The sequence below is a fragment of the Streptomyces sp. V3I8 genome, assembly GCF_030817535.1.
Classification (GTDB): Bacteria; Actinomycetota; Actinomycetes; order Streptomycetales; family Streptomycetaceae; genus Streptomyces.
In genome coordinates, this window is the sequence record NZ_JAUSZL010000002.1 from 5,097,412 (window position 1) to 5,118,290 (window position 20,879).

Sequence of the window (20,879 nt, forward strand, 5' to 3'; positions counted from 1 at the left end):
GGCAGAAGTGCAGGAGTAAGGGGCGTCCGCCATGGCGGACGCCCCTTACTCCTGCCATCACGGCCCACCCTCTTGACTTGGTTAGTGATTGAGTACTAACTTCGCTGCATGGTCAGGATGAGCGCAGAGGAAAGGCGTGAGAGCGTGATTCGCGCGGCGATGAGCGAGTTCGCGCGGGGCGGCTACCACGGCACGTCCACCGAGGCGATCGCCAAGCGCGTGGGGGTCTCGCAGCCGTACCTCTTCCGGCTCTTCCCCGGCAAGAAGGCGATCTTCCTCGCGGCCGCCGAACGGTGCCTGGACGACACCGTGCGCACGTTCGAGGAGGCTTCCAGGGGGCTGGAGGGCGAGGAAGCCCTGCACTCCATGGCGGACGCGTACACCAGGGTCATCGCCGAGGAGCCGGAGCGGCTGCTCATGCAGATGCAGATGTACGTCGCGGTGGCCGCGGCCGAGCAGGCCGGCGACCACGAGCTGGGCGAGGCGGTACGGGCCGGCTGGATGCGGCTGTGGGACACCGTCCACCTGCCGCTCGGTGCCGACATGGACGAGACCACGACCTTCCTGGCCTACGGGATGCTCATCAACTGCCTGGTCGCCATGGGCTTCCCGCCCCAGCACCGGGTGTGGGAGGGGCTCTACCCCTCGGCCCGCGCCAAGGGGCGGCTCGAACACCGAAGCGGGACGGCGGAGTGAGGGTGGGGAGAGCATGGAGACATGGAAATCACCGCCTTTCCATGGCGTCAAAAGTTAGTCAGCAATAACTAACCGTAATCACGGCCGTAACCGTAACCGAAAGCCAGAGACCACCCGCTGGGGGAGCGATGTCACAGCAGACGTCACCACAGATGTCACAGCCGGCCGAACGGCGAGGGGGAGCCGTCTGGGCCCTCGTCATCACCGGTGTCGCCGGATTCATGGCGGCTCTCGACAACCTTGTCGTCACCACCGCCCTGCCCTCGATCCGCGAGGACTTCGGTGGTGCGCTCGACGACCTGGAATGGACCGTGAGCGCCTACACGCTCACCTTCGCCGTACTGCTGATGTTCGGCGCGGCCCTGGGAGACCGGTTCGGCCGCCGCCGGCTCTTCCTCGTCGGCATCACCGTCTTCACCGGAGCGTCCGCCGCGGCGGCCCTCGCACCCGGCATCGACTCGCTGATCGCCGCCCGCGCGGTCCAGGGCGTCGGCGCGGCCATCATGATGCCGCTGACGCTGACCCTGCTCACAGCCGCCGTTCCGGCCGCCAGGCGCGGTATGGCGTACGGGATCTGGGGCGCCGTCAACGGTCTCGCGGTCGCCTCGGGACCGCTCATCGGAGGCAGCCTCACCGAACACCTGTCCTGGCAGTGGATCTTCTGGCTGAACGTCCCGCTGGGCCTCGCCCTGCTGCCGCTCGCCCGGCTGCGCCTCGCGGAGTCGTACGGCTCCGGCGCCCCGCTGGACATCCGCGGCACCCTGCTCGCCAGCGGCGGCCTCTTCGGAATCGTGTACGGGCTGGTCCGCGCGCCGGTCGTCGGCTGGAGCGACGGTGTCGTCCTGCTGGCCCTGTCCGCGGGCACGGCCCTGCTCGCCGGCTTCGTCCTCCACGGCATGCGGGCGAAGAACCCGATGCTGCCGATGCGGCTCTTCCGCAGCCGCGCCTTCGCCGGGATCAACGCGGCGAGCCTGCTGATGTTCCTCGGGATGTTCGGCTCGATCTTCCTGCTCAGCCAGTACATGCAGGGCGTCCTCGGTTACTCGCCCACCGAGGCGGGGCTGCGCATGCTGCCGTGGACCGGCATGCCGATGCTGATCGCGCCCGTCGCGGGCTATCTGTCCGACCGGATCGGCGGCCGCCCCGTCGTCGCGACGGGCCTGTTCCTGCAGGCCGTCGGGCTCGGCTGGTTCGCACTCGTGGTCGAGGCCGACACGTCGTACGTCACACAGCTGCCCGCCCTGATCATCAGCGGCATCGGGATGTCCCTGTACTTCGCCCCCGCCTCCAGCCTGGTCATGTCCAGCGTCCGCCCGCAGGAGCAGGGCATCGCGTCCGGCGCCAACAACGCCCTGCGCGAGGTCGGCGGGGCGCTCGGCATCGCGGTGATGGCGTCGATCTTCTCCTCCCAGGGCGGTTACGAGAGCGCGCAGACCTTCGTGGACGGCATCCGGCCCGCCCTGTGGGCCGGCTCGGCGGCGGTCGCCGTGGCGGGCCTGGCGGCGCTGTACATACCGGGCCGCCGGGGTGCCGCCGGGACGCCGGAGGGTGTGGAGGCGGGGGCGCCCGTGCCCGTACCGGAGACGGCGTAGCACCGAGTCCGTGCGGGCCGGTGGGGGCTCGTCACGCGGTTCCCCGCGCCGCCGGAAGCGGGGCTGCGCCCCGGCTTCCGCCTTTCAGGGGCGCGGGGAACTGCGCGCTCGGCCCCCACCGGCCCGCACGGACTGCACAGCCTCCGGCACGCCCCTTGGGAACGGCCCCGCCCGAACCGGCGGGGCCGTTCTCGTACTCTGGGCACGTGCAGGAACTCCGCGACACCGCCCTCGCCCCGCTGACCACCTTCCGCCTCGGTGGTCCCGCCGCCCGGCTGATCACCGCCACGACCGACGCCGAGGTGGTCGACGCCGTCCGTGAGGCCGACGACTCCGGTACGCCGCTGCTGCTGATCGGCGGCGGATCCAACCTGGTCATCGGTGACGAGGGCTTCCCGGGGACCGCCCTGCGCATCGCCACGCGCGGCTTCGACCTGGACGGCACGAAGCTGGAACTGGCCGCAGGCGAGGTGTGGACCGACGCGGTCGCCCGCACCGTGGAGGCGCGGCTGGCGGGTATCGAGTGCCTCGCCGGGATCCCGGGCTCCGCGGGCGCGACACCGATCCAGAACGTGGGCGCGTACGGCCAGGAAGTGTCGTCGACGATCACCGAAGTGGTCGCCTACGACCGGAAGGACCGCGAGACGGTCACCATTCCGAACGCCGAGTGCGCCTTCTCGTACCGGCACAGTCGTTTCAAGGACGATCCGGAACGCTTCGTCGTACTGCGCGTCCGCTTCGAACTGGAGAACGCCTCCGGACTGTCCTCACCGATCAAGTACGCCGAGACGGCCCGCGCGCTCGGTGTCGGACCCGGCGACCGCGTCCCGGTGGACGCGGCCCGTGAGACCGTCCTGAAGCTGCGCGCGGGGAAGGGCATGGTGCTCGACCCCGAGGACCACGACACCTGGTCCGCCGGCTCGTTCTTCACCAACCCGATCCTCACGCACGAGGAGTTCGCCGTGTTCCACGCGCGCGTGGCCGAGCGGCTGGGCGAGGGCGTGGTCCCGCCCGCCTACCCCGCGGGCGACCGGCACACCAAGACCTCCGCGGCCTGGCTGATCGACAGGTCCGGCTTCACCAAGGGGTACGGCACCGGGCCCGCCCGTATCTCCACCAAGCACACCCTGGCCCTCACCAACCGCGGCGGGGCCACCACGGAGGACCTCCTCGCGCTCGCCCGCGAGGTCGTCGCCGGAGTCCACGCCGCCTTCGGGATCACACTCGTCAACGAGCCGGTCACGGTGGGCGTCAGCCTGTAGGGCACGGCGCTCCGCGTTCCGGGTCGTCCGGCCGCGCCCCGCCCTGCGGCACACCACGCCGCCGACCGGCAGGCCCGCCGGGACCGGCGGTGGGACCGCCCGGCCCGGGCCGCCGTGCACGGCCGGACCCTGTTCCTCCTCGGCGCCCGGGACACCTCCGCCTCCGCCTCCGTGCACCTGGAACCGGCGGCCGGTTCCGGCCCCGCGGCAAGGGGGGCCGCCCAAGGGGGCGGGGCCCGAGCCGGACATCGGCTGCCAGGCGTACCCGCCCTGCCCGCCCTGCCCGCACTTCAGGCGGCCGGGGCGGCCAGCCAGTCGTCGACCCCGGACAGCAGCTTCTCCTTGATGTCGTGCGGGGCCGCCGAACCCCGTACCGACTGCCGTGCCAGCTCGGCCAGTTCGGCGTCGCTGAAACCGTGGTGGCGGCGCGCGATCTCGTACTGGTCGGCCAGCCGCGAGCCGAACAGCAGCGGGTCGTCCGCGCCCAGCGCCAGGGGCACCCCCGCCTCGAAGAGCGTGCGCAGGGGGACGTCCTCCGGCTTCTCGTAGACGCCCAGGGCGACGTTCGAGGCCGGGCAGACCTCGCAGGTGATGCCCCGGTCCGCGAGCCGCTTCATCAGGCGGGGGTCCTCGGCGGCCCGCACCCCGTGCCCGATCCGCGAGGCGTGCAGGTCGTCCAGGCAGTCGCGCACCGAGGTGGGACCCGCGAGCTCGCCACCGTGCGGCGCCGCCAGCAGACCCCCCTCCCGGGCGATCGCGAAGGCCCGGTCGAAGTCCCGCGCCATGCCCCGCCGCTCGTCGTTGGAGAGCCCGAAACCGACGATGCCGCGGTCCGCGTACCGCACGGCCAGGCGGGCCAGCGTGCGGGCGTCCAGGGGGTGCTTCATCCGGTTCGCGGCCACCAGGACCCGCATACCGAGCCCGGTCTCGCGCATGGTCGCGTCCACCGCGTCCAGGATGATCTCCAGGGCCGGGATCAGACCGCCCAGGCGCGGCGCGTACGACGTCGGGTCGACCTGGATCTCCAGCCATCCCGAGCCGTCCTTGAGGTCCTCCTCGGCGGCCTCGCGCACGAGCCGCCGGATGTCCTCGGGGTCCCTGAGGCACGACCGCGCCGCGTCGTACAGGCGCTGGAAGCGGAACCAGCCCCGCTCGTCCGTGGCCCGCAGCTTGGGCGGCTCGCCGCTCGTCAGCGCGTCGGGCAGGTGAATCCCGTGCCTGTCGGCCAGTTCCAGCAGGGTGGTGTGCCGCATCGAACCTGTGAAGTGCAGGTGCAGATGAGCCTTGGGCAGCTCAGAGACCTTACGTACGTGCTCCATTCAAGGATCCTGCCGCACGCCGGCGCCGTACCGGTAGCGCTTTCCCTGAACGTGGTCTTGCTCGCACGAAGAAACGAGGAGCGCGGGGCCACGAAGGAGGGCGGGGTCACGAAGAAGCGGGCCGCCTCCCCGGAGGGAAACGGCCCGCATCACTCACTGTCGTGCACTGTCGTGCGCGCGGTTCAGTCCTTGGCCTCCGCCAGCAGCTTCTGGAGCCGCGAGACGCCCTCGACGAGATCCTCGTCACCGAGCGCGTACGACAGCCGCAGGTAGCCCGGCGTGCCGAAGGCCTCGCCCGGGACGACCGCCACCTCGACCTCGTCCAGGATCAGCGCGGCCAGCTCGACGGAGTCCTGCGGGCGCCTGCCGCGGATCTCCTTGCCGACGAGGGCCTTCACCGACGGGTACACGTAGAAGGCGCCCTCGGGCTCCGGGCAGACCACGCCGTCGATCTCGTTGAGCATCCGCACGATGGTCCGGCGGCGCCGGTCGAAGGCCTCGCGCATCTCGGCGACGGCCGTCAGGTCGCCCGAGACGGCGGCGATCGCCGCGACCTGGGCGACGTTCGACACGTTCGACGTGGCGTGCGACTGGAGGTTCGTCGCGGCCTTCACCACGTCCTTGGGGCCGATGACCCACCCGACCCGCCAGCCGGTCATCGCGTACGTCTTGGCGACGCCGTTGACCACGATGCACTTGTCGCGCAGCTCCGGGACGGCCGCGGGCAGCGAGGTGAACTTCGTGTCGCCGTAGACGAGGTGCTCGTAGATCTCGTCCGTCAGGACCCACAGGCCGTGCTCGACGGCCCAGCGGCCGATCGCCTCGGTGTCCTCGGGGCCGTAGACGGCGCCCGTCGGGTTGGACGGCGACACGAAGAGGACGACCTTGGTCCGCTCCGTACGGGCCGCCTCCAACTGCTCGACCGAGACGCGGTAGCCGGTGGTCTCGTCCGCGACCACCTCGACCGGGACGCCGCCGGCCAGCCGGATCGACTCGGGGTACGTCGTCCAGTAGGGGGCCGGGACGATGACCTCGTCGCCCGGGTCGAGGATCGCGGCGAACGCCTCGTAGATGGCCTGCTTGCCGCCGTTGGTCACCAGGACCTGGGAGGCGTCCACCTCGTAGTGGGAGTCGCGCAGCGTCTTGGCGACGATCGCCGCCTTCAGCTCGGGAAGGCCGCCGGCCGGCGTGTAGCGGTGGTACTTCGGGTTCTTGCACGCCTCGACGGCGGCCTCGACGATGTAGTCCGGGGTCGGGAAGTCGGGCTCGCCGGCACCGAAGCCGATCACCGGACGCCCGGCGGCCTTGAGGGCCTTCGCCTTGGCGTCCACGGCGAGGGTTGCGGACTCGGAGATCGCGCCGACGCGGGCGGAGACCCGGCGCTCGGTGGGAGGGGTTGCAGCGCTCATGGGCCCATCGTTTCAGACCGGAAACGTCCCCGGCACACCGGTTTCACAGACTGGGCAACGCCGGCCGGGTTGTCGGCGGGGCGCGTTCGAAGTCCCTGCGGGCACTTTCTGTTCGACGACCGGCCGCCGACCACGTACACTCTCACCTCGTTGGCCTTCACCGGCCGCACTCTTCCGGTGCACACCGAGCACCCGGGCGGATGCGGTACGTTGTGAGGGAAGCAGAGGGTCGTAGCTCAATTGGTAGAGCACTGGTCTCCAAAACCAGCGGTTGGGGGTTCAAGTCCCTCCGGCCCTGCTACACACTCCTTTCACCGGGATGTGTGCACACGTACGTACTGCATTGCACCGCCGCGCGGCTCATGCCGGACGCGGCACGGCCACGACCCGGAATCAGGTGAGGACGAGTGACGGACGCCGTGGGCTCCATCGACATGCCTGATGCCCAGGATGAGGCGCCGGAGTCCAAGAAGGGCCGTAAGGGCGGCAAGCGTGCCAAGAAGGGCCCGCTGAAGCGCCTCGCCCTCTTCTACCGCCAGATCGTCGCGGAGCTCCGGAAGGTCGTCTGGCCGACCCGCAATCAGCTGACGACGTACACCACAGTGGTGATTGTGTTCGTCGTCATCATGATCGGTCTGGTGACTGTGATTGACTTCGGACTCGACAAGGCCGCCAAGTACGTCTTCGGCTGAGCCTAGCGCGAAGGGCGCCGTACCCGGCGCCCGCTTTCGCGTGTTCCACCCCCATGATCCAGGAAGAAGCAGCCACCGTGTCTGACCCGAACCTGAACGATGCCGTCGAGTCGGTCGAGTCCGTCGAGGACGAGCTCGACATCGTCGAGGGCGCGGATGTCGAGGACGAGGTCGAGGCTGCCGATGCCGCCGCGGGCGAGCCCGCCGAGGAAGCCGCGGTGAACGTCGAGGACGAGTCCGGCGAGGACCTCGAGGACGACGCCGAAGCCGCTGTCGAGGACGACGCCGAAGCCGCTGTCGCCGACGAGGACGACGCCGAGGCCGCCGACTCCGACGAGGACGGTGCCGTCTCCGACGGGACCGGCGAAGAGGAGGCGGAGGAGGCCGAGCCGGTCGACCCCGTCACCGCCCTGCGCGACGAGCTCCGTGCGCTGCCCGGCGAGTGGTACGTCATCCACACGTACGCCGGTTACGAGAACCGCGTGAAGACCAACCTCGAACAGCGGGCGGTCTCGCTGAACGTCGAGGACTTCATCTTCGCGGCCGAGGTGCCGCAAGAAGAGGTCGCGCAGATCAAGAACGGCGAGCGCAAGACCGTCAGGCAGAACAAGCTCCCCGGCTACGTGCTGGTGCGCATGGACCTGACGAACGAGTCCTGGGGCGTCGTCCGCAACACCCCCGGCGTCACCGGCTTCGTCGGCAACGCCTACGACCCGTACCCGCTGACGCTCGACGAGATCGTCAAGATGCTCGCCCCCGAGGCCGAGGAGAAGGCCGCCCGCGAGGCCGCCGAGGCCGAGGGCAAGCCGGCTCCGTCCCGCAAGCTCGAGGTCCAGGTGCTGGACTTCGAGGTCGGCGACTCGGTCACCGTCACCGACGGCCCGTTCGCGACGCTGCAGGCGACGATCAACGAGATCAACGCCGACTCGAAGAAGGTCAAGGGCCTCGTCGAGATCTTCGGCCGCGAGACCCCGGTCGAGCTGAGCTTCGACCAGATCCAGAAGAACTGACGTCCTTCCGGACCGTATGCCTCCGACCAGGTCAGACAGGCTCTCGCAGCCTGCCTGACCTGCTCGGTTTTTGGCCGCACACCGATACCCGTTATCGTGGTGCGGTATGCCTCCATCCGGAGATCCGGAATGGATGGCTGGAAACTCTCACTAGGACCCGGAGAGAGCAATGCCTCCCAAGAAGAAGAAGGTCACGGGGCTCATCAAGCTCCAGATCCAGGCCGGTGCGGCCAACCCGGCTCCGCCGGTCGGCCCCGCACTGGGCCAGCACGGCGTCAACATCATGGAGTTCTGCAAGGCCTACAACGCCGCGACCGAGTCGCAGCGCGGCTGGGTCATCCCGGTGGAGATCACGGTCTACGAGGACCGCTCCTTCACCTTCATCACCAAGACCCCGCCGGCCGCGAAGATGATCCTCAAGGCCGCCGGTGTCGAGAAGGGCTCGGGCGAGCCGCACAAGACCAAGGTCGCCAAGATCACGCAGGCGCAGGTCCGCGAGATCGCCACGACCAAGCTGGCCGACCTGAACGCCAACGACCTGGACGCCGCGTCGAAGATCATCGCTGGCACCGCCCGTTCCATGGGCATCACGGTCGAGGGCTGACCTCCACCCTTGTAGAACCGTGGCAGGGCCTGCTCGGCCCCTACCACGACTCCTCAGAACACACAGGAGCAGTAGTGAGCAAGCGCAGCAAGTCTCTCCGCGCTGCGGACGCCAAGATCGACCGGGAGAAGCAGTACGCCCCGCTCGAGGCCGTCCGTCTCGCCAAGGAGACCTCCACCTCCAAGTTCGACGGCACCGTCGAGGTGGCCTTCCGTCTGGGTGTCGACCCGCGCAAGGCCGACCAGATGGTCCGCGGCACCGTGAACCTCCCGCACGGCACCGGCAAGACCGCCCGGGTCCTGGTCTTCGCGACCGGTGACCGTGCCGAGGCCGCGACCGCCGCGGGCGCCGACATCGTCGGCTCCGACGAACTCATCGACGAGGTGGCGAAGGGGCGTCTGGACTTCGACGCCGTCGTCGCCACCCCCGACCTCATGGGCAAGGTCGGCCGCCTGGGCCGTGTCCTCGGCCCGCGTGGTCTGATGCCGAACCCGAAGACGGGCACCGTGACCCCGGACGTGGCCAAGGCCGTGACCGAGATCAAGGGCGGCAAGATCGAGTTCCGCGTCGACAAGCACTCGAACCTGCACTTCATCATCGGCAAGGCGTCGTTCGACGACACCCAGCTGGTGGAGAACTACGGCGCCGCGCTCGACGAGATCCTCCGTCTGAAGCCGTCGGCCGCCAAGGGTCGCTACATCAAGAAGGCCGCGATCAGCACGACGATCGGCCCCGGCGTTCCGGTCGACCCGAACCGCACCCGCAACCTCCTCGTCGAGGAGGACCCGGCCGCCGTCTGAGCCTGACGCTCACCCGGCAGCCGCGTCGCAGACGCGATTTCAGGACGGGCCCCGCAACCTTTCGAGGTGCGGGGCCCGTCTCTGTGTCCGGTGTCCGGTGCTCGTTTTCCGGGCCCGGTGTCGGTGCCCTGCGCTAGCGTGCGGGGCACAGGAATCGCATAGGGGGACGAATGATGAGCACGTACGTGCGTCGGGTGGCCGTCTCGACAGCGGTGGCCGCCGTCCTGACCGGAGCGGCGGCCTGCAGCGGTTCGGGCTCCGGCGGGGGGCCGGACCCGGACGCGGCGGACGGCGGCAAGGGAGCCGGCGGGGCGAACCCGGTCGCGGCCCTGCGTTCCGTGGAGAAGAGCACCGGCGGGGCGGACTCCGCCGAGGTCGAGTCCACCACGACCATGGGCACGATGATGTCGATGAAGGCGGACGGCTCCCTCGGCTGGGCCGACGGCCTCACCGGCAACCTGACGATCACGTACACCGGTGGCACGATGGCCGACCAGATGCGGCAGCTGGGCGCCACCTCCATGGAGGCCCGCTACCTGCCCGACGCCTACTACGCGAAGATGGGCGACACGTTCGCCGAGCAGTCCGGCGGCAAGCACTGGATCAAGTACGCGTACGACGACCTGGCGCAGCTGGGCGGCGGATCGGGCGCGTACATGAAGGACCAGATGCAGAACACCACGCCGAACCAGTCGGTGAAGCTCCTGCTGGCCTCCGGGGACGTCGAGAAGGCCGGCGAGGAGAAGGTGCGCGGCGAGCACACCACGCACTACTCGGGCACGGTCGACGTGGCGGACCTCGCGGACCAGAGCTCGAACCTCTCCGCGGACCAGCAGGCCGACCTCAAGCGCCAGCTGGAGCAGGCCGGGGTGACCACCGAGACGATCGACATCTGGGTGAACGACGAGGACCTGCTGGTCAAGAAGACCGAGAAGGGCGAGCTGGCGACCGGCTCGATGTCCTCCACGGCGTACTACAGCAACTACGGGGTGGACGTCTCCGTCGAGGAGCCCGCGGCGGGGGACACCGCCGACTTCAAGGACCTCATGCAGACCCCGCCGGCGGGCTGAGCGGCCGGGACGGTCACAGGCGTCACACGGGTGCCGTGAGAACTCGCAGGACCGCCTGATCCCCCCTGGGATACGCTCGCGCTTCACCTGTGAATCGCTTGTATGTTCCTTGGGGGGAACCGTGAAGTTTTCTGTGCGCGGGTCTGTACGTCACCGGGCGACGGGCGCGGCGCTCGCCGCACTCGTCCTCGCCGGGGGTGCCGTCGGCTGTTCGAAGGACTCCGGGAGCGAGTCGCCGGAGATGACGCCCGCCGCAGCCGTCGCGAAGGCGGCGAAGAAGACGGAGGAGATCACCTCCCTCAGCTACCGGATGACGGGCCGGACCCCCGAGGAGGGGCGCGTGAAGGCCGAGGCCCACATGCGCATGAAGCCCGACCTCGCGATGAGCATGAAGATGACCGCCCTCGACCAGGGTGCGGACGGCACCGCCGAGATCCGCCTGGTCGACAAGGCGATGTACATAGGCGGGAGCGCCGCGGCCGCCAAGGAGATGGACGGCAAGCGCTGGATCAAGTTCGACATGTCCGCGCTGGGCGCCGACGCGCTGGGCTCCGAGGCCCCGGGGGCCGGAGCGGCCGACAAGAACCCGGCGCAGGAGTCCACCCTCCTCACCGGCTCCAAGAACGTGGAGAAGGTCGGCACGGAGAAGGTCGAGGGCGTCGAGACCACCCATTACAAGGGCACGGTCACCCTCGACGAGTTCCGCGCCTCCCTGAAGGACGAGAGCAAGGCCACCCGTGAGAAGCGGGAGAAGGGCCTGGAGCAGTACGAGAAGCTGGGCGTGGACACGCTCACGATGGACATGTGGGTCGACGGCGAGGACCGCACCAAGCAGTTCCGCATGCGCGGCGCCGCCGACAAGGGCAAGCTCGACACGACCATCACCTTCCTCGACTACAACAAGCCCGTGACGGTCGAGGCCCCGCCGGCCAAGGACGTCATGGACCTGGCCGAGATGATGGGTGACCTGGAGGGCTGACCCTTCCCGGGGCACGGATTTGCTTGACAGCGCCCCGTTCACGTAATCTTCCACAGAAGCCAAAGACCGCTGGTCGTTGCCGTGCTCTCGCAAGAGGACCCGGTGACCGAAGGATCCGCTGAATTGCGGACGACCCGCGTAGGTGACTGTGGATGAGCTCCCAGACAGTCCCGTACCTCGTACGGAATCCGTCCGGTAGAGCCACGCCCCGTGCGCCTGCGCCGGGGCGTTTCGTTTTCCCAGTCTCCTTCTGAGCGGTCCTCATCACCCGGAAGGAGGCCACGCTTATGGCAAGGCCCGACAAGGCTGCCGCGGTAGCCGAGCTCGCGGACCAGTTCCGTAGCTCGAACGCCGCTGTGCTGACCGAGTACCGGGGTCTCACCGTGGCGCAGCTCAAGACGCTGCGCCGTTCGCTCGGTGAAGACGCCCAGTACGCCGTGGTGAAGAACACGCTGACCAAGATCGCGGCCAACGAGGCCGGGATCTCCACGCTCGACGACCTGTTCAACGGTCCGACAGCGGTTGCCTTCATCTCCGGTGACCCGGTGACGTCGGCGAAGGGTCTTCGTGACTTCGCCAAGGACAACCCGAACCTCGTCATCAAGGGCGGTGTCCTTGACGGCAAGGCGCTGTCCGCCGACGAGATCAAGAAGCTCGCGGACCTCGAGTCCCGCGAGGTTCTGCTCGCCAAGCTGGCGGGTGCCATGAAGGGCAAGCAGACTCAGGCTGCGCAGCTCTTCCAGGCGCTTCCGTCGAAGTTCGTCCGCACCGCGGAGGCGCTTCGCGTCAAGCTCGACGAGCAGGGCGGTGCCGAGTAACTCGGCTCGCTTGTTGACCGCCGCCCGGGGCGACGGTCGTAGCGGGCCGAACGTACGCCCGCCTCACCAGTACATCCGGCACCTGCCGAATTAGTGGAAGGACGCCATCATGGCGAAGCTGTCCCAGGAAGAGCTGCTCGCGCAGTTCGAGAACCTCACCCTCATCGAGCTCTCCGAGTTCGTGAAGGCCTTCGAGGAGAAGTTCGACGTCACCGCCGCCGCCGCGGTCGCCGCCGGCCCCGCCACCGCTGCCGCCCCGGTCGAGGCCGAGGCCGAGCAGGACGAGTTCGACGTCGTCCTCACGGGCGCCGGTGAGAAGAAGATCCAGGTCATCAAGGTCGTGCGTGAGCTGACCTCCCTGGGCCTCAAGGAGGCCAAGGACCTCGTGGACGGCGCCCCGAAGCCCGTCCTCGAGAAGGTCGACAAGGCCGCCGCCGAGAAGGCCGCCGAGTCCCTCAAGGGCGCCGGCGCCTCCGTCGAGGTCAAGTGACCCGACGAGTCCGCGAGGACTCCTGCGGTTCGCTGCGGCGGCTGAACTAGCGCTGTAACGCTGACGCACCGAAGAGCGATCACCCAACTGGGTGGTCGCTCTTCGGCGTTCGAGGGGGCCGTGCGGCGACAGCCTTGCAGTGCCGGTCGCGGCGAGTATGGTGATCTTCGTCCGTGCCTCCGGCCGCCCGTGACGGGCTGCAGTACGGGGTGCGAGGCAGGTTGCAGGACGGGTGCACGTGACGATGGCAGCACCCGGTTCGGGCTTGGGGGGCCTTGACGAACCGCACGCAGCGCGCAATTCTCAGGACGCGTCGTCACAACGATCCGGATCCGAGGCATGGATCGGCGGCGAAGAGGGCAGTATCGATGTGCATCGAGGGCGTGGCTTGCAGCAGGGGTTGAGAACAACGAGGGTCTTCAAAAACCCGCACTGGACATCAGTGGGCCTAGTGGCTACACTGACCCTTTGCGCTGCCTGTTAGCTGCCTCCTGCCCGTCACCAGGGGCATACCCTCGCTCGAGCACCGCGGATGGAACCGACTCTGACCTGGTCGTACGCGACCGGTCCGGGAAACGTCCGTCCCTGTGCCCCGCTTGGGACCGGTACGCGCGTAGTGAGTCCGAGCCCTCGGAAGGACCCCCTCTTGGCCGCCTCGCGCACTGCCTCCGCGAATACGAACAACGGCGCCAGCACCGCCCCGCTGCGCATCTCCTTTGCAAAGATCAAGGAGCCCCTCGAGGTTCCGAACCTTCTTGCGCTGCAGACCGAAAGTTTTGACTGGCTGCTCGGCAACGACGCGTGGAAGGCTCGTGTCGAGGCGGCTCTGGACAGTGGACAGGACGTCCCCACCAAGTCCGGTCTCGAAGAGATCTTCGAGGAGATCTCTCCGATCGAGGACTTCTCAGGGTCGATGTCCCTGACGTTCCGCGACCACCGCTTCGAGCCTCCGAAGAACTCCATCGACGAGTGCAAGGAGCGCGACTTCACGTTCGCCGCCCCGCTCTTCGTCACCGCCGAGTTCACCAACAACGAGACCGGCGAGATCAAGTCCCAGACCGTCTTCATGGGTGATTTCCCGCTCATGACGAACAAGGGCACCTTCGTCATCAACGGCACCGAGCGTGTCGTGGTGTCGCAGCTGGTCCGTTCGCCGGGTGTCTACTTCGACTCCTCCATCGACAAGACGTCCGACAAGGACATCTTCTCCTCCAAGGTGATCCCGTCCCGGGGTGCCTGGCTGGAGATGGAGATCGACAAGCGCGACATGGTCGGTGTCCGCATCGACCGCAAGCGCAAGCAGTCCGTCACCGTCCTGCTCAAGGCTCTCGGTTGGACGACCGAGCAGATCCTGGAGGAGTTCGGCGAGTACGAGTCCATGCGCGCCACCCTGGAGAAGGACCACACCCAGGGCCAGGACGACGCGCTGCTCGACATCTACCGCAAGCTGCGTCCGGGCGAGCCCCCGACCCGTGAGGCCGCGCAGACGCTGCTCGAGAACCTCTACTTCAACCCGAAGCGCTACGACCTCGCGAAGGTCGGCCGGTACAAGGTCAACAAGAAGCTGGCCGGTACCGCCCCGCTGGACGCCGGGATCCTGACCGTCGAGGACATCATCGCGACGATCAAGTACCTGGTGAAGCTGCACGCCGGTGAGACCGAGACCGTTGGCGACAACGGCAACTCGATCGTCGTCGAGACCGACGACATCGACCACTTCGGCAACCGTCGTCTGCGCAACGTCGGCGAGCTCATCCAGAACCAGGTCCGCACGGGTCTGGCTCGTATGGAGCGCGTCGTCCGCGAGCGGATGACGACCCAGGACGTCGAGGCGATCACGCCGCAGACCCTGATCAACATCCGGCCGGTCGTCGCCTCCATCAAGGAGTTCTTCGGCACCAGCCAGCTCTCGCAGTTCATGGACCAGAACAACCCGCTGTCGGGTCTCACCCACAAGCGCCGTCTGTCGGCTCTTGGCCCGGGTGGTCTCTCCCGTGAGCGGGCCGGCTTCGAGGTCCGTGACGTGCACCCCTCGCACTACGGCCGCATGTGCCCGATCGAGACTCCTGAAGGCCCGAACATCGGCCTGATCGGCTCGCTCGCCTCCTACGGCCGGGTCAACGCCTTCGGTTTCGTCGAGACGCCGTACCGCCGGGTCACCGCCGGTGTCGTCACCGACGAGGTCGACTATCTGACCGCCGACGAGGAGGACCGCTTCGTCATCGCCCAGGCCAACGCGCTGCTGGGCGACGACTTCCGGTTCGAGGAGGCTCGCGTCCTGGTCCGCCGTCGTGGCGGAGAGGTCGACTACGTCCCCGGTGACGACGTCGACTACATGGACGTCTCGCCGCGCCAGATGGTGTCGGTCGCGACCGCCATGATCCCGTTCCTCGAGCACGACGACGCCAACCGTGCCCTCATGGGCGCGAACATGATGCGCCAGGCCGTGCCGCTGATCACCGCCGAGGCCCCCCTCGTCGGTACGGGCATGGAGTACCGCTGCGCCGTCGACGCCGGTGACGTCATCAAGGCCGAGAAGGCCGGTGTCGTCCAGGAGGTCTCCGCGGACTACGTGACCATCGCCAACGACGACGGCACGTACAACACCTACCGGGTGGCCAAGTTCTCCCGCTCCAACCAGGGGACCTCGGTCAACCAGAAGGTCGTCGTGGACGAGGGCGACCGGGTCGTCGAGGACCAGGTCCTCGCCGACGGTCCGGCCACCCAGGAAGGCGAGATGGCGCTGGGCAAGAACCTGCTCGTCGCCTTCATGCCGTGGGAGGGTCACAACTACGAGGACGCGATCATCCTGTCGCAGCGCCTCGTGCAGGACGACGTCCTCTCCTCGATCCACATCGAGGAGCACGAGGTCGACGCCCGTGACACCAAGCTCGGCCCCGAGGAGATCACCCGGGACATCCCGAACGTCTCCGAGGAGGTCCTCGCCGACCTCGACGAGCGCGGGATCATCCGCATCGGTGCCGAGGTCGTCGCCGGTGACATCCTGGTCGGCAAGGTCACGCCCAAGGGCGAGACCGAGCTGACCCCGGAGGAGCGCCTGCTGCGCGCGATCTTCGGTGAGAAGGCGCGCGAGGTGCGCGACACCTCGCTGAAGGTGCCGCACGGCGAGATCGGCAAGGTCATCGGCGTCCGCGTCTTCGACCGTGAAGAGGGCGACGAGCTGCCGCCGGGCGTGAACCAGCTGGTTCGGGTCTACGTGGCGCAGAAGCGCAAGATCACGGACGGCGACAAGCTGGCCGGCCGGCACGGCAACAAGGGTGTCATCTCCAAGATCCTCCCGATCGAGGACATGCCCTTCCTCGAGGACGGCACGCCGGTCGACATCATCCTCAACCCGCTGGGTGTCCCGTCCCGAATGAACCCGGGACAGGTCCTGGAGATCCACCTCGGCTGGCTCGCCAGCCGCGGCTGGGACGTCTCCGGGCTCGGCGAGGAGTGGGCGCAGCGACTGCAGAGCATCGGGGCCGACAAGGTCGACCCGGGTACGAACGTCGCCACCCCCGTCTTCGACGGTGCGCGTGAGGACGAGCTGGCCGGTCTGCTGCAGCACACGGTCCCGAACCGCGACGGATCACGCATGGTGCTCCCGACCGGCAAGGCGCCGCTGTTCGACGGCCGCTCCGGCGAGCCGTTCCCGGAGCCGGTCTCGGTCGGCTACATGTACATCCTCAAGCTCCACCACCTGGTCGACGACAAGCTGCACGCCCGGTCGACCGGTCCGTACTCGATGATCACCCAGCAGCCGCTGGGTGGTAAGGCCCAGTTCGGTGGCCAGCGATTCGGTGAGATGGAGGTGTGGGCGCTGGAGGCTTACGGCGCCGCTTACGCCCTCCAGGAACTGCTGACCATCAAGTCCGACGACGTGACCGGCCGCGTGAAGGTCTACGAGGCCATCGTCAAGGGCGAGAACATTCCTGAGCCCGGCATCCCCGAGTCCTTCAAGGTGCTCATCAAGGAGATGCAGTCGCTCTGCCTCAACGTGGAGGTGCTGTCCTCGGACGGCATGTCCATCGAGATGCGCGACACGGACGAGGACGTCTTCCGCGCCGCGGAAGAGCTCGGTATCGACCTGTCCCGGCGTGAGCCGAGCAGCGTCGAAGAGGTCTGACGGGTCTGGCCGGGGCTCCCTGAACAAGAGCCCCGGCTAACCAACCCCGGACCCCAGTCAGACCAGTGAAGAATCGACCCCCGAAAGAGGGATTGACGACAAGTGCTCGACGTCAACTTCTTCGACGAGCTGCGGATCGGCCTTGCTACCGCTGACGACATTCGTCAGTGGTCCCACGGCGAGGTCAAGAAGCCGGAGACCATCAACTACCGCACCCTCAAGCCCGAAAAGGACGGACTCTTCTGCGAGAAGATCTTCGGTCCGACCCGGGACTGGGAGTGCTACTGCGGTAAGTACAAGCGCGTCCGCTTCAAGGGCATCATCTGCGAGCGCTGCGGCGTCGAGGTCACTCGCGCCAAGGTGCGTCGTGAGCGGATGGGTCACATCGAGCTGGCCGCTCCCGTCACCCACATCTGGTACTTCAAGGGCGTTCCGTCGCGGCTGGGCTACCTGCTCGACCTCGCCCCGAAGGACCTCGAGAAGGTCATCTACTTCGCCGCGTACATGATCACGTACGTCGACGACGAGCGTCGTACGCGTGACCTGCCCTCGCTGGAGGCGCACGTCTCCGTCGAGCGCCAGCAGGTCGAGAACCGCCGCGACTCCGACCTGGAGGCCCGCGCCAAGAAGCTCGAGACCGACCTGGCCGAGCTCGAGGCCGAGGGCGCCAAGGCCGACGTGCGCCGCAAGGTGCGCGAAGGCGCCGAGCGTGAGATGAAGCAGCTGCGCGACCGTGCGCAGCGCGAGATCGACCGTCTCGACGAGGTGTGGACCCGCTTCAAGAACCTCAAGGTCCAGGACCTGGAGGGTGACGAGCTGCTCTACCGCGAGCTGCGTGACCGCTTCGGCACGTACTTCGACGGCTCGATGGGTGCCGCGGCGCTGCAGAAGCGCCTGGAGTCCTTCGACCTGGACGAGGAAGCCGAGCGGCTTCGCGAGATCATCCGTACCGGTAAGGGCCAGAAGAAGACCCGTGCGCTGAAGCGGCTGAAGGTCGTGTCTGCCTTCCTGCAGACCTCCAACAGCCCCAAGGGCATGGTCCTCGACTGCGTCCCGGTCATCCCGCCGGACCTCCGCCCGATGGTGCAGCTGGACGGTGGCCGCTTCGCGACCTCCGACCTGAACGACCTGTACCGCCGTGTGATCAACCGCAACAACCGCCTGAAGCGGCTTCTCGACCTCGGCGCGCCCGAGATCATCGTGAACAACGAGAAGCGCATGCTCCAGGAGGCCGTGGACGCCCTCTTCGACAACGGTCGTCGTGGTCGCCCGGTCACCGGTCCCGGCAACCGCCCGCTGAAGTCCCTGAGCGACATGCTCAAGGGCAAGCAGGGTCGTTTCCGTCAGAACCTGCTCGGCAAGCGCGTGGACTACTCCGCGCGTTCCGTGATCGTCGTCGGTCCGCAGCTCAAGCTGCACCAGTGCGGTCTGCCGAAGGCGATGGCGCTGGAGCTCTTCAAGCCGTTCGTGATGAAGCGCCTGGTGGACCTGAACCACGCGCAGAACATCAAGAGCGCCAAGCGCATGGTGGAGCGCGGCCGCACGGTCGTGTACGACGTCCTCGAAGAGGTCATCGCCGAGCACCCGGTTCTGCTGAACCGTGCGCCCACCCTGCACCGCCTCGGCATCCAGGCCTTCGAGCCCCAGCTGGTCGAGGGCAAGGCCATCCAGATCCACCCGCTCGTCTGCACCGCGTTCAACGCGGACTTCGACGGTGACCAGATGGCCGTGCACCTGCCGCTCTCCGCGGAGGCGCAGGCCGAGGCCCGCATCCTGATGCTGTCCTCGAACAACATCCTCAAGCCCGCCGACGGCCGTCCGGTGACGATGCCGACCCAGGACATGGTCCTCGGTCTGTTCTTCCTCACCACCGACGGCGAGCTGCGGGACGTCAAGGGCGAGGGCCGGTCGTTCGGCTCCACGGCCGAGGCGATCATGGCGTTCGACGCCGGCGAGCTCTCGCTGCAGTCGCGCGTGGACATCCGCTTCCCGGTGGGCACCATCCCGCCGCGCGGCTGGACCCCGCCGGCCCGCGAGGAGGGCGACCCGGAGTGGCAGCAGGGTGACACCTTCCGCCTGAACACCACCCTGGGCCGCGCGCTCTTCAACGAGCTGCTGCCCGAGGACTACCCGTTCGTCGACTACGAGGTCGGCAAGAAGCAGCTCTCCGAGATCGTCAACGACCTCGCCGAGCGGTACCCCAAGGTCATCGTGGCGGCGACGCTCGACAACCTGAAGGCCTCCGGCTTCTTCTGGGCGACCCGTTCCGGCGTCACCGTGGCCATCTCCGACATCGTCGTTCCCGACGCGAAGCGCGCGATCGTCAAGGGCTACGAGGACCAGGACGAGAAGGTCCAGAAGCAGTACGAGCGCGGTCTGATCACCAAGGACGAGCGCACGCAGGAGCTCATCGCGATCTGGACCAAGGCGACCAACGAGGTCGCCGAGGCGATGAACGCGAACTTCCCGAAGACCAACCCGGTCTCCATGATGGTGAACTCCGGCGCTCGCGGAAACATGATGCAGATGCGTCAGATCGCGGGTATGCGTGGTCTGGTGTCGAACGCCAAGAACGAGACGATCCCCCGTCCCATCAAGGCGTCCTTCCGTGAGGGCCTGTCCGTGCTGGAGTACTTCATCTCCACGCACGGTGCCCGTAAGGGTCTGGCGGACACCGCCCTGCGTACCGCCGACTCGGGTTACCTCACCCGTCGTCTGGTGGACGTCTCGCAGGACGTCATCATCCGCGAGGAGGACTGCGGCACCGACCGCGGTCTGCGCCTGGAGATCGCCGAGCTCGGCGCCGACGGCGTCCTGCGCAAGGCGGAGAACGTCGAGACCAGCGTGTACGCACGTGCGCTGGCCGAGGACATCACCGTCGACGGGCGGGTGCTGGCCCCGGCCAACACCGACCTCGGCGACGTCCTCATCGACGAGCTCGTCAAGCACGGCATCAAGGAGGTCAAGACCCGTTCGGTCCTGACCTGCGAGTCCGCCGTCGGCACCTGCGCCATGTGCTACGGCCGTTCGCTGGCCACCGGCAAGCTGGTCGACATCGGTGAGGCGGTCGGCATCATCGCCGCCCAGTCCATCGGTGAGCCCGGCACGCAGCTGACGATGCGTACCTTCCACACCGGTGGTGTGGCCGGTGACGACATCACCCAGGGTCTGCCCCGTGTCGTCGAGCTCTTCGAGGCTCGTACGCCCAAGGGTGTCGCCCCGATCTCCGAGGCCTCCGGCCGCGTGCGGATCGAGGAGACCGAGAAGACCAAGAAGCTCGTCGTCACCCCGGACGACGGCAGCGACGAGACGGCGTTCCCGATCTCCAAGCGTGCCCGTCTCCTGGTCAGCGAGGGCGAGCACGTCGAGGTGGGCCAGAAGCTCACCGTGGGTGCCACCAACCCGCACGACGTGCTGCGCATCCTGGGTCAGCGCGCGGTCCAGGTCCACCTGGTCGGCGAAGTCCAGCGGGTCTACAACTCGCAGGGCGTGTCGATCCACGACAAGCACATCGAGATCATCATCCGGCAGATGCTGCGCCGTGTGACGATCATCGAGTCGGGCGACGCGGAGCTGCTGCCCGGCGAGCTCGTCGAGCGGTCGAAGTTCGAGACCGAGAACCGTCGTGTGGTCCAGGAAGGCGGCCACCCGGCCTCCGGCCGTCCGCAGCTGATGGGTATCACCAAGGCCTCGCTCGCCACCGAGTCGTGGCTGTCGGCGGCGTCCTTCCAGGAGACGACCAGGGTTCTGACGGACGCGGCGATCAACGCCAAGTCCGACTCCCTGATCGGCCTCAAGGAGAACGTCATCATCGGTAAGCTCATCCCGGCCGGTACGGGTCTGTCCCGCTACCGCAACATCCGGGTCGAGCCGACCGAGGAGGCCAAGGCCGCGATGTACTCGGCCGTCGGCTACGACGACATCGACTACTCGCCGTTCGGTACGGGCTCCGGCCAGGCCGTTCCGCTGGAGGACTACGACTACGGTCCGTACAACCAGTAAGCGGGTC

Annotated in this window: 15 protein-coding genes and 1 tRNA gene; 14 read left to right on the top strand and 2 right to left on the bottom strand. The window is 68.1% G+C overall.

Annotated elements, in window-relative coordinates; genetic code table 11:
* Positions 1–108 precede the first annotated feature (108 nt).
* The 3 genes from QFZ75_RS22735 to QFZ75_RS22745 all read left to right on the top strand — a co-directional run bounded on the left by QFZ75_RS22735 (position 109) and on the right by QFZ75_RS22745 (position 3,550).
* Complete coding sequence (locus QFZ75_RS22735) at positions 109–696, top strand: TetR/AcrR family transcriptional regulator (protein ID WP_307539647.1); 588 nt, start codon at positions 109–111, stop codon at positions 694–696.
* 152 nt (positions 697–848) lie between these two features.
* Positions 849–2,288 carry an MFS transporter gene (locus QFZ75_RS22740; protein WP_307544699.1) on the top strand — a complete coding sequence of 480 codons (1,440 nt, stop codon included), beginning with the start codon at positions 849–851 and terminating at the stop codon, positions 2,286–2,288.
* Between the two features lie 206 nt (positions 2,289–2,494).
* Positions 2,495–3,550 (top strand): UDP-N-acetylmuramate dehydrogenase, encoded by a 1,056-nt coding sequence (locus tag QFZ75_RS22745; protein WP_307539649.1) that lies wholly within the window; start codon positions 2,495–2,497, stop codon positions 3,548–3,550.
* 290 nt (positions 3,551–3,840) lie between these two features.
* Here QFZ75_RS22745 and QFZ75_RS22750 read toward each other — a convergent pair whose 3' ends face one another.
* Both QFZ75_RS22750 and QFZ75_RS22755 read right to left on the bottom strand, forming a co-directional pair.
* Entirely contained in the window at positions 3,841–4,869 is a 1,029-nt protein-coding gene (locus tag QFZ75_RS22750; protein ID WP_307539651.1) for an adenosine deaminase, read from the bottom strand.
* 182 nt (positions 4,870–5,051) lie between these two features.
* Positions 5,052–6,278, bottom strand: coding sequence for a pyridoxal phosphate-dependent aminotransferase (locus tag QFZ75_RS22755; RefSeq protein ID WP_307539652.1), 1,227 nt, complete (start codon positions 6,276–6,278; stop codon positions 5,052–5,054).
* Positions 6,279–6,503: 225 nt separating this feature from the next.
* Here QFZ75_RS22755 and QFZ75_RS22760 point away from each other — a divergent pair.
* From QFZ75_RS22760 to QFZ75_RS22810, 11 genes are all read left to right on the top strand, one after another.
* Positions 6,504–6,576 (top strand) — tRNA-Trp (locus tag QFZ75_RS22760).
* A gap of 109 nt (positions 6,577–6,685) precedes the next feature.
* Positions 6,686–6,970: a preprotein translocase subunit SecE gene (secE, locus tag QFZ75_RS22765; RefSeq protein WP_149511996.1), complete on the top strand. Its 285-nt coding sequence runs from the start codon at positions 6,686–6,688 to the stop codon at positions 6,968–6,970.
* A 77-nt stretch (positions 6,971–7,047) separates the two neighbouring features.
* On the top strand, positions 7,048–7,980 hold the full coding sequence (gene nusG, locus QFZ75_RS22770; RefSeq protein WP_307539653.1) for a transcription termination/antitermination protein NusG: 933 nt from the start codon (positions 7,048–7,050) through the stop codon (positions 7,978–7,980).
* A 169-nt stretch (positions 7,981–8,149) separates the two neighbouring features.
* Positions 8,150–8,584, top strand: coding sequence for a 50S ribosomal protein L11 (rplK, locus tag QFZ75_RS22775; RefSeq protein ID WP_107020981.1), 435 nt, complete (start codon positions 8,150–8,152; stop codon positions 8,582–8,584).
* A 74-nt stretch (positions 8,585–8,658) separates the two neighbouring features.
* Positions 8,659–9,384, top strand: a complete 726-nt coding sequence (rplA, locus tag QFZ75_RS22780; RefSeq protein WP_307539654.1) for a 50S ribosomal protein L1 — start codon at positions 8,659–8,661, stop codon at positions 9,382–9,384.
* A 170-nt stretch (positions 9,385–9,554) separates the two neighbouring features.
* Positions 9,555–10,454, top strand: coding sequence for a hypothetical protein (locus tag QFZ75_RS22785; protein WP_307539655.1), 900 nt, complete (start codon positions 9,555–9,557; stop codon positions 10,452–10,454).
* A gap of 121 nt (positions 10,455–10,575) precedes the next feature.
* The gene (locus QFZ75_RS22790) at positions 10,576–11,433 is read left to right on the top strand and encodes a DUF1396 domain-containing protein (RefSeq protein ID WP_373465923.1); all 858 of its coding nucleotides are present in this window, start codon (positions 10,576–10,578) and stop codon (positions 11,431–11,433) included.
* A 287-nt stretch (positions 11,434–11,720) separates the two neighbouring features.
* Positions 11,721–12,251, top strand: a complete 531-nt coding sequence (gene rplJ / locus QFZ75_RS22795) for a 50S ribosomal protein L10 (protein ID WP_307539659.1) — start codon at positions 11,721–11,723, stop codon at positions 12,249–12,251.
* A gap of 109 nt (positions 12,252–12,360) precedes the next feature.
* The gene (gene rplL, locus QFZ75_RS22800) at positions 12,361–12,741 is read left to right on the top strand and encodes a 50S ribosomal protein L7/L12 (protein WP_307539660.1); all 381 of its coding nucleotides are present in this window, start codon (positions 12,361–12,363) and stop codon (positions 12,739–12,741) included.
* 646 nt (positions 12,742–13,387) lie between these two features.
* Positions 13,388–16,870, top strand: a complete 3,483-nt coding sequence (gene rpoB, locus QFZ75_RS22805) for a DNA-directed RNA polymerase subunit beta (protein WP_307539662.1) — start codon at positions 13,388–13,390, stop codon at positions 16,868–16,870.
* 102 nt (positions 16,871–16,972) lie between these two features.
* Positions 16,973–20,872, top strand: coding sequence for a DNA-directed RNA polymerase subunit beta' (locus QFZ75_RS22810; RefSeq protein ID WP_307539664.1), 3,900 nt, complete (start codon positions 16,973–16,975; stop codon positions 20,870–20,872).
* Positions 20,873–20,879 lie beyond the last annotated feature (7 nt).

What these genes read in the sequence shown, in the direction of transcription:
- QFZ75_RS22750 (WP_307539651.1), bottom strand. Translation starts at nt 4,869, where the DNA reads ATGGAGCACGTACGTAAGGTCTCTGAGCTGCCCAAGGCTCATCTGCAC.
- rplJ (WP_307539659.1), top strand. Translation starts at nt 11,721, where the DNA reads ATGGCAAGGCCCGACAAGGCTGCCGCGGTAGCCGAGCTCGCGGACCAG.
- rplL (WP_307539660.1), top strand. Translation starts at nt 12,361, where the DNA reads ATGGCGAAGCTGTCCCAGGAAGAGCTGCTCGCGCAGTTCGAGAACCTC.
- QFZ75_RS22735 (WP_307539647.1), top strand. Translation starts at nt 109, where the DNA reads ATGGTCAGGATGAGCGCAGAGGAAAGGCGTGAGAGCGTGATTCGCGCG.
- QFZ75_RS22740 (WP_307544699.1), top strand. Translation starts at nt 849, where the DNA reads ATGTCACAGCCGGCCGAACGGCGAGGGGGAGCCGTCTGGGCCCTCGTC.
- rplK (WP_107020981.1), top strand. Translation starts at nt 8,150, where the DNA reads ATGCCTCCCAAGAAGAAGAAGGTCACGGGGCTCATCAAGCTCCAGATC.
- QFZ75_RS22785 (WP_307539655.1), top strand. Translation starts at nt 9,555, where the DNA reads ATGATGAGCACGTACGTGCGTCGGGTGGCCGTCTCGACAGCGGTGGCC.
- QFZ75_RS22755 (WP_307539652.1), bottom strand. Translation starts at nt 6,278, where the DNA reads ATGAGCGCTGCAACCCCTCCCACCGAGCGCCGGGTCTCCGCCCGCGTC.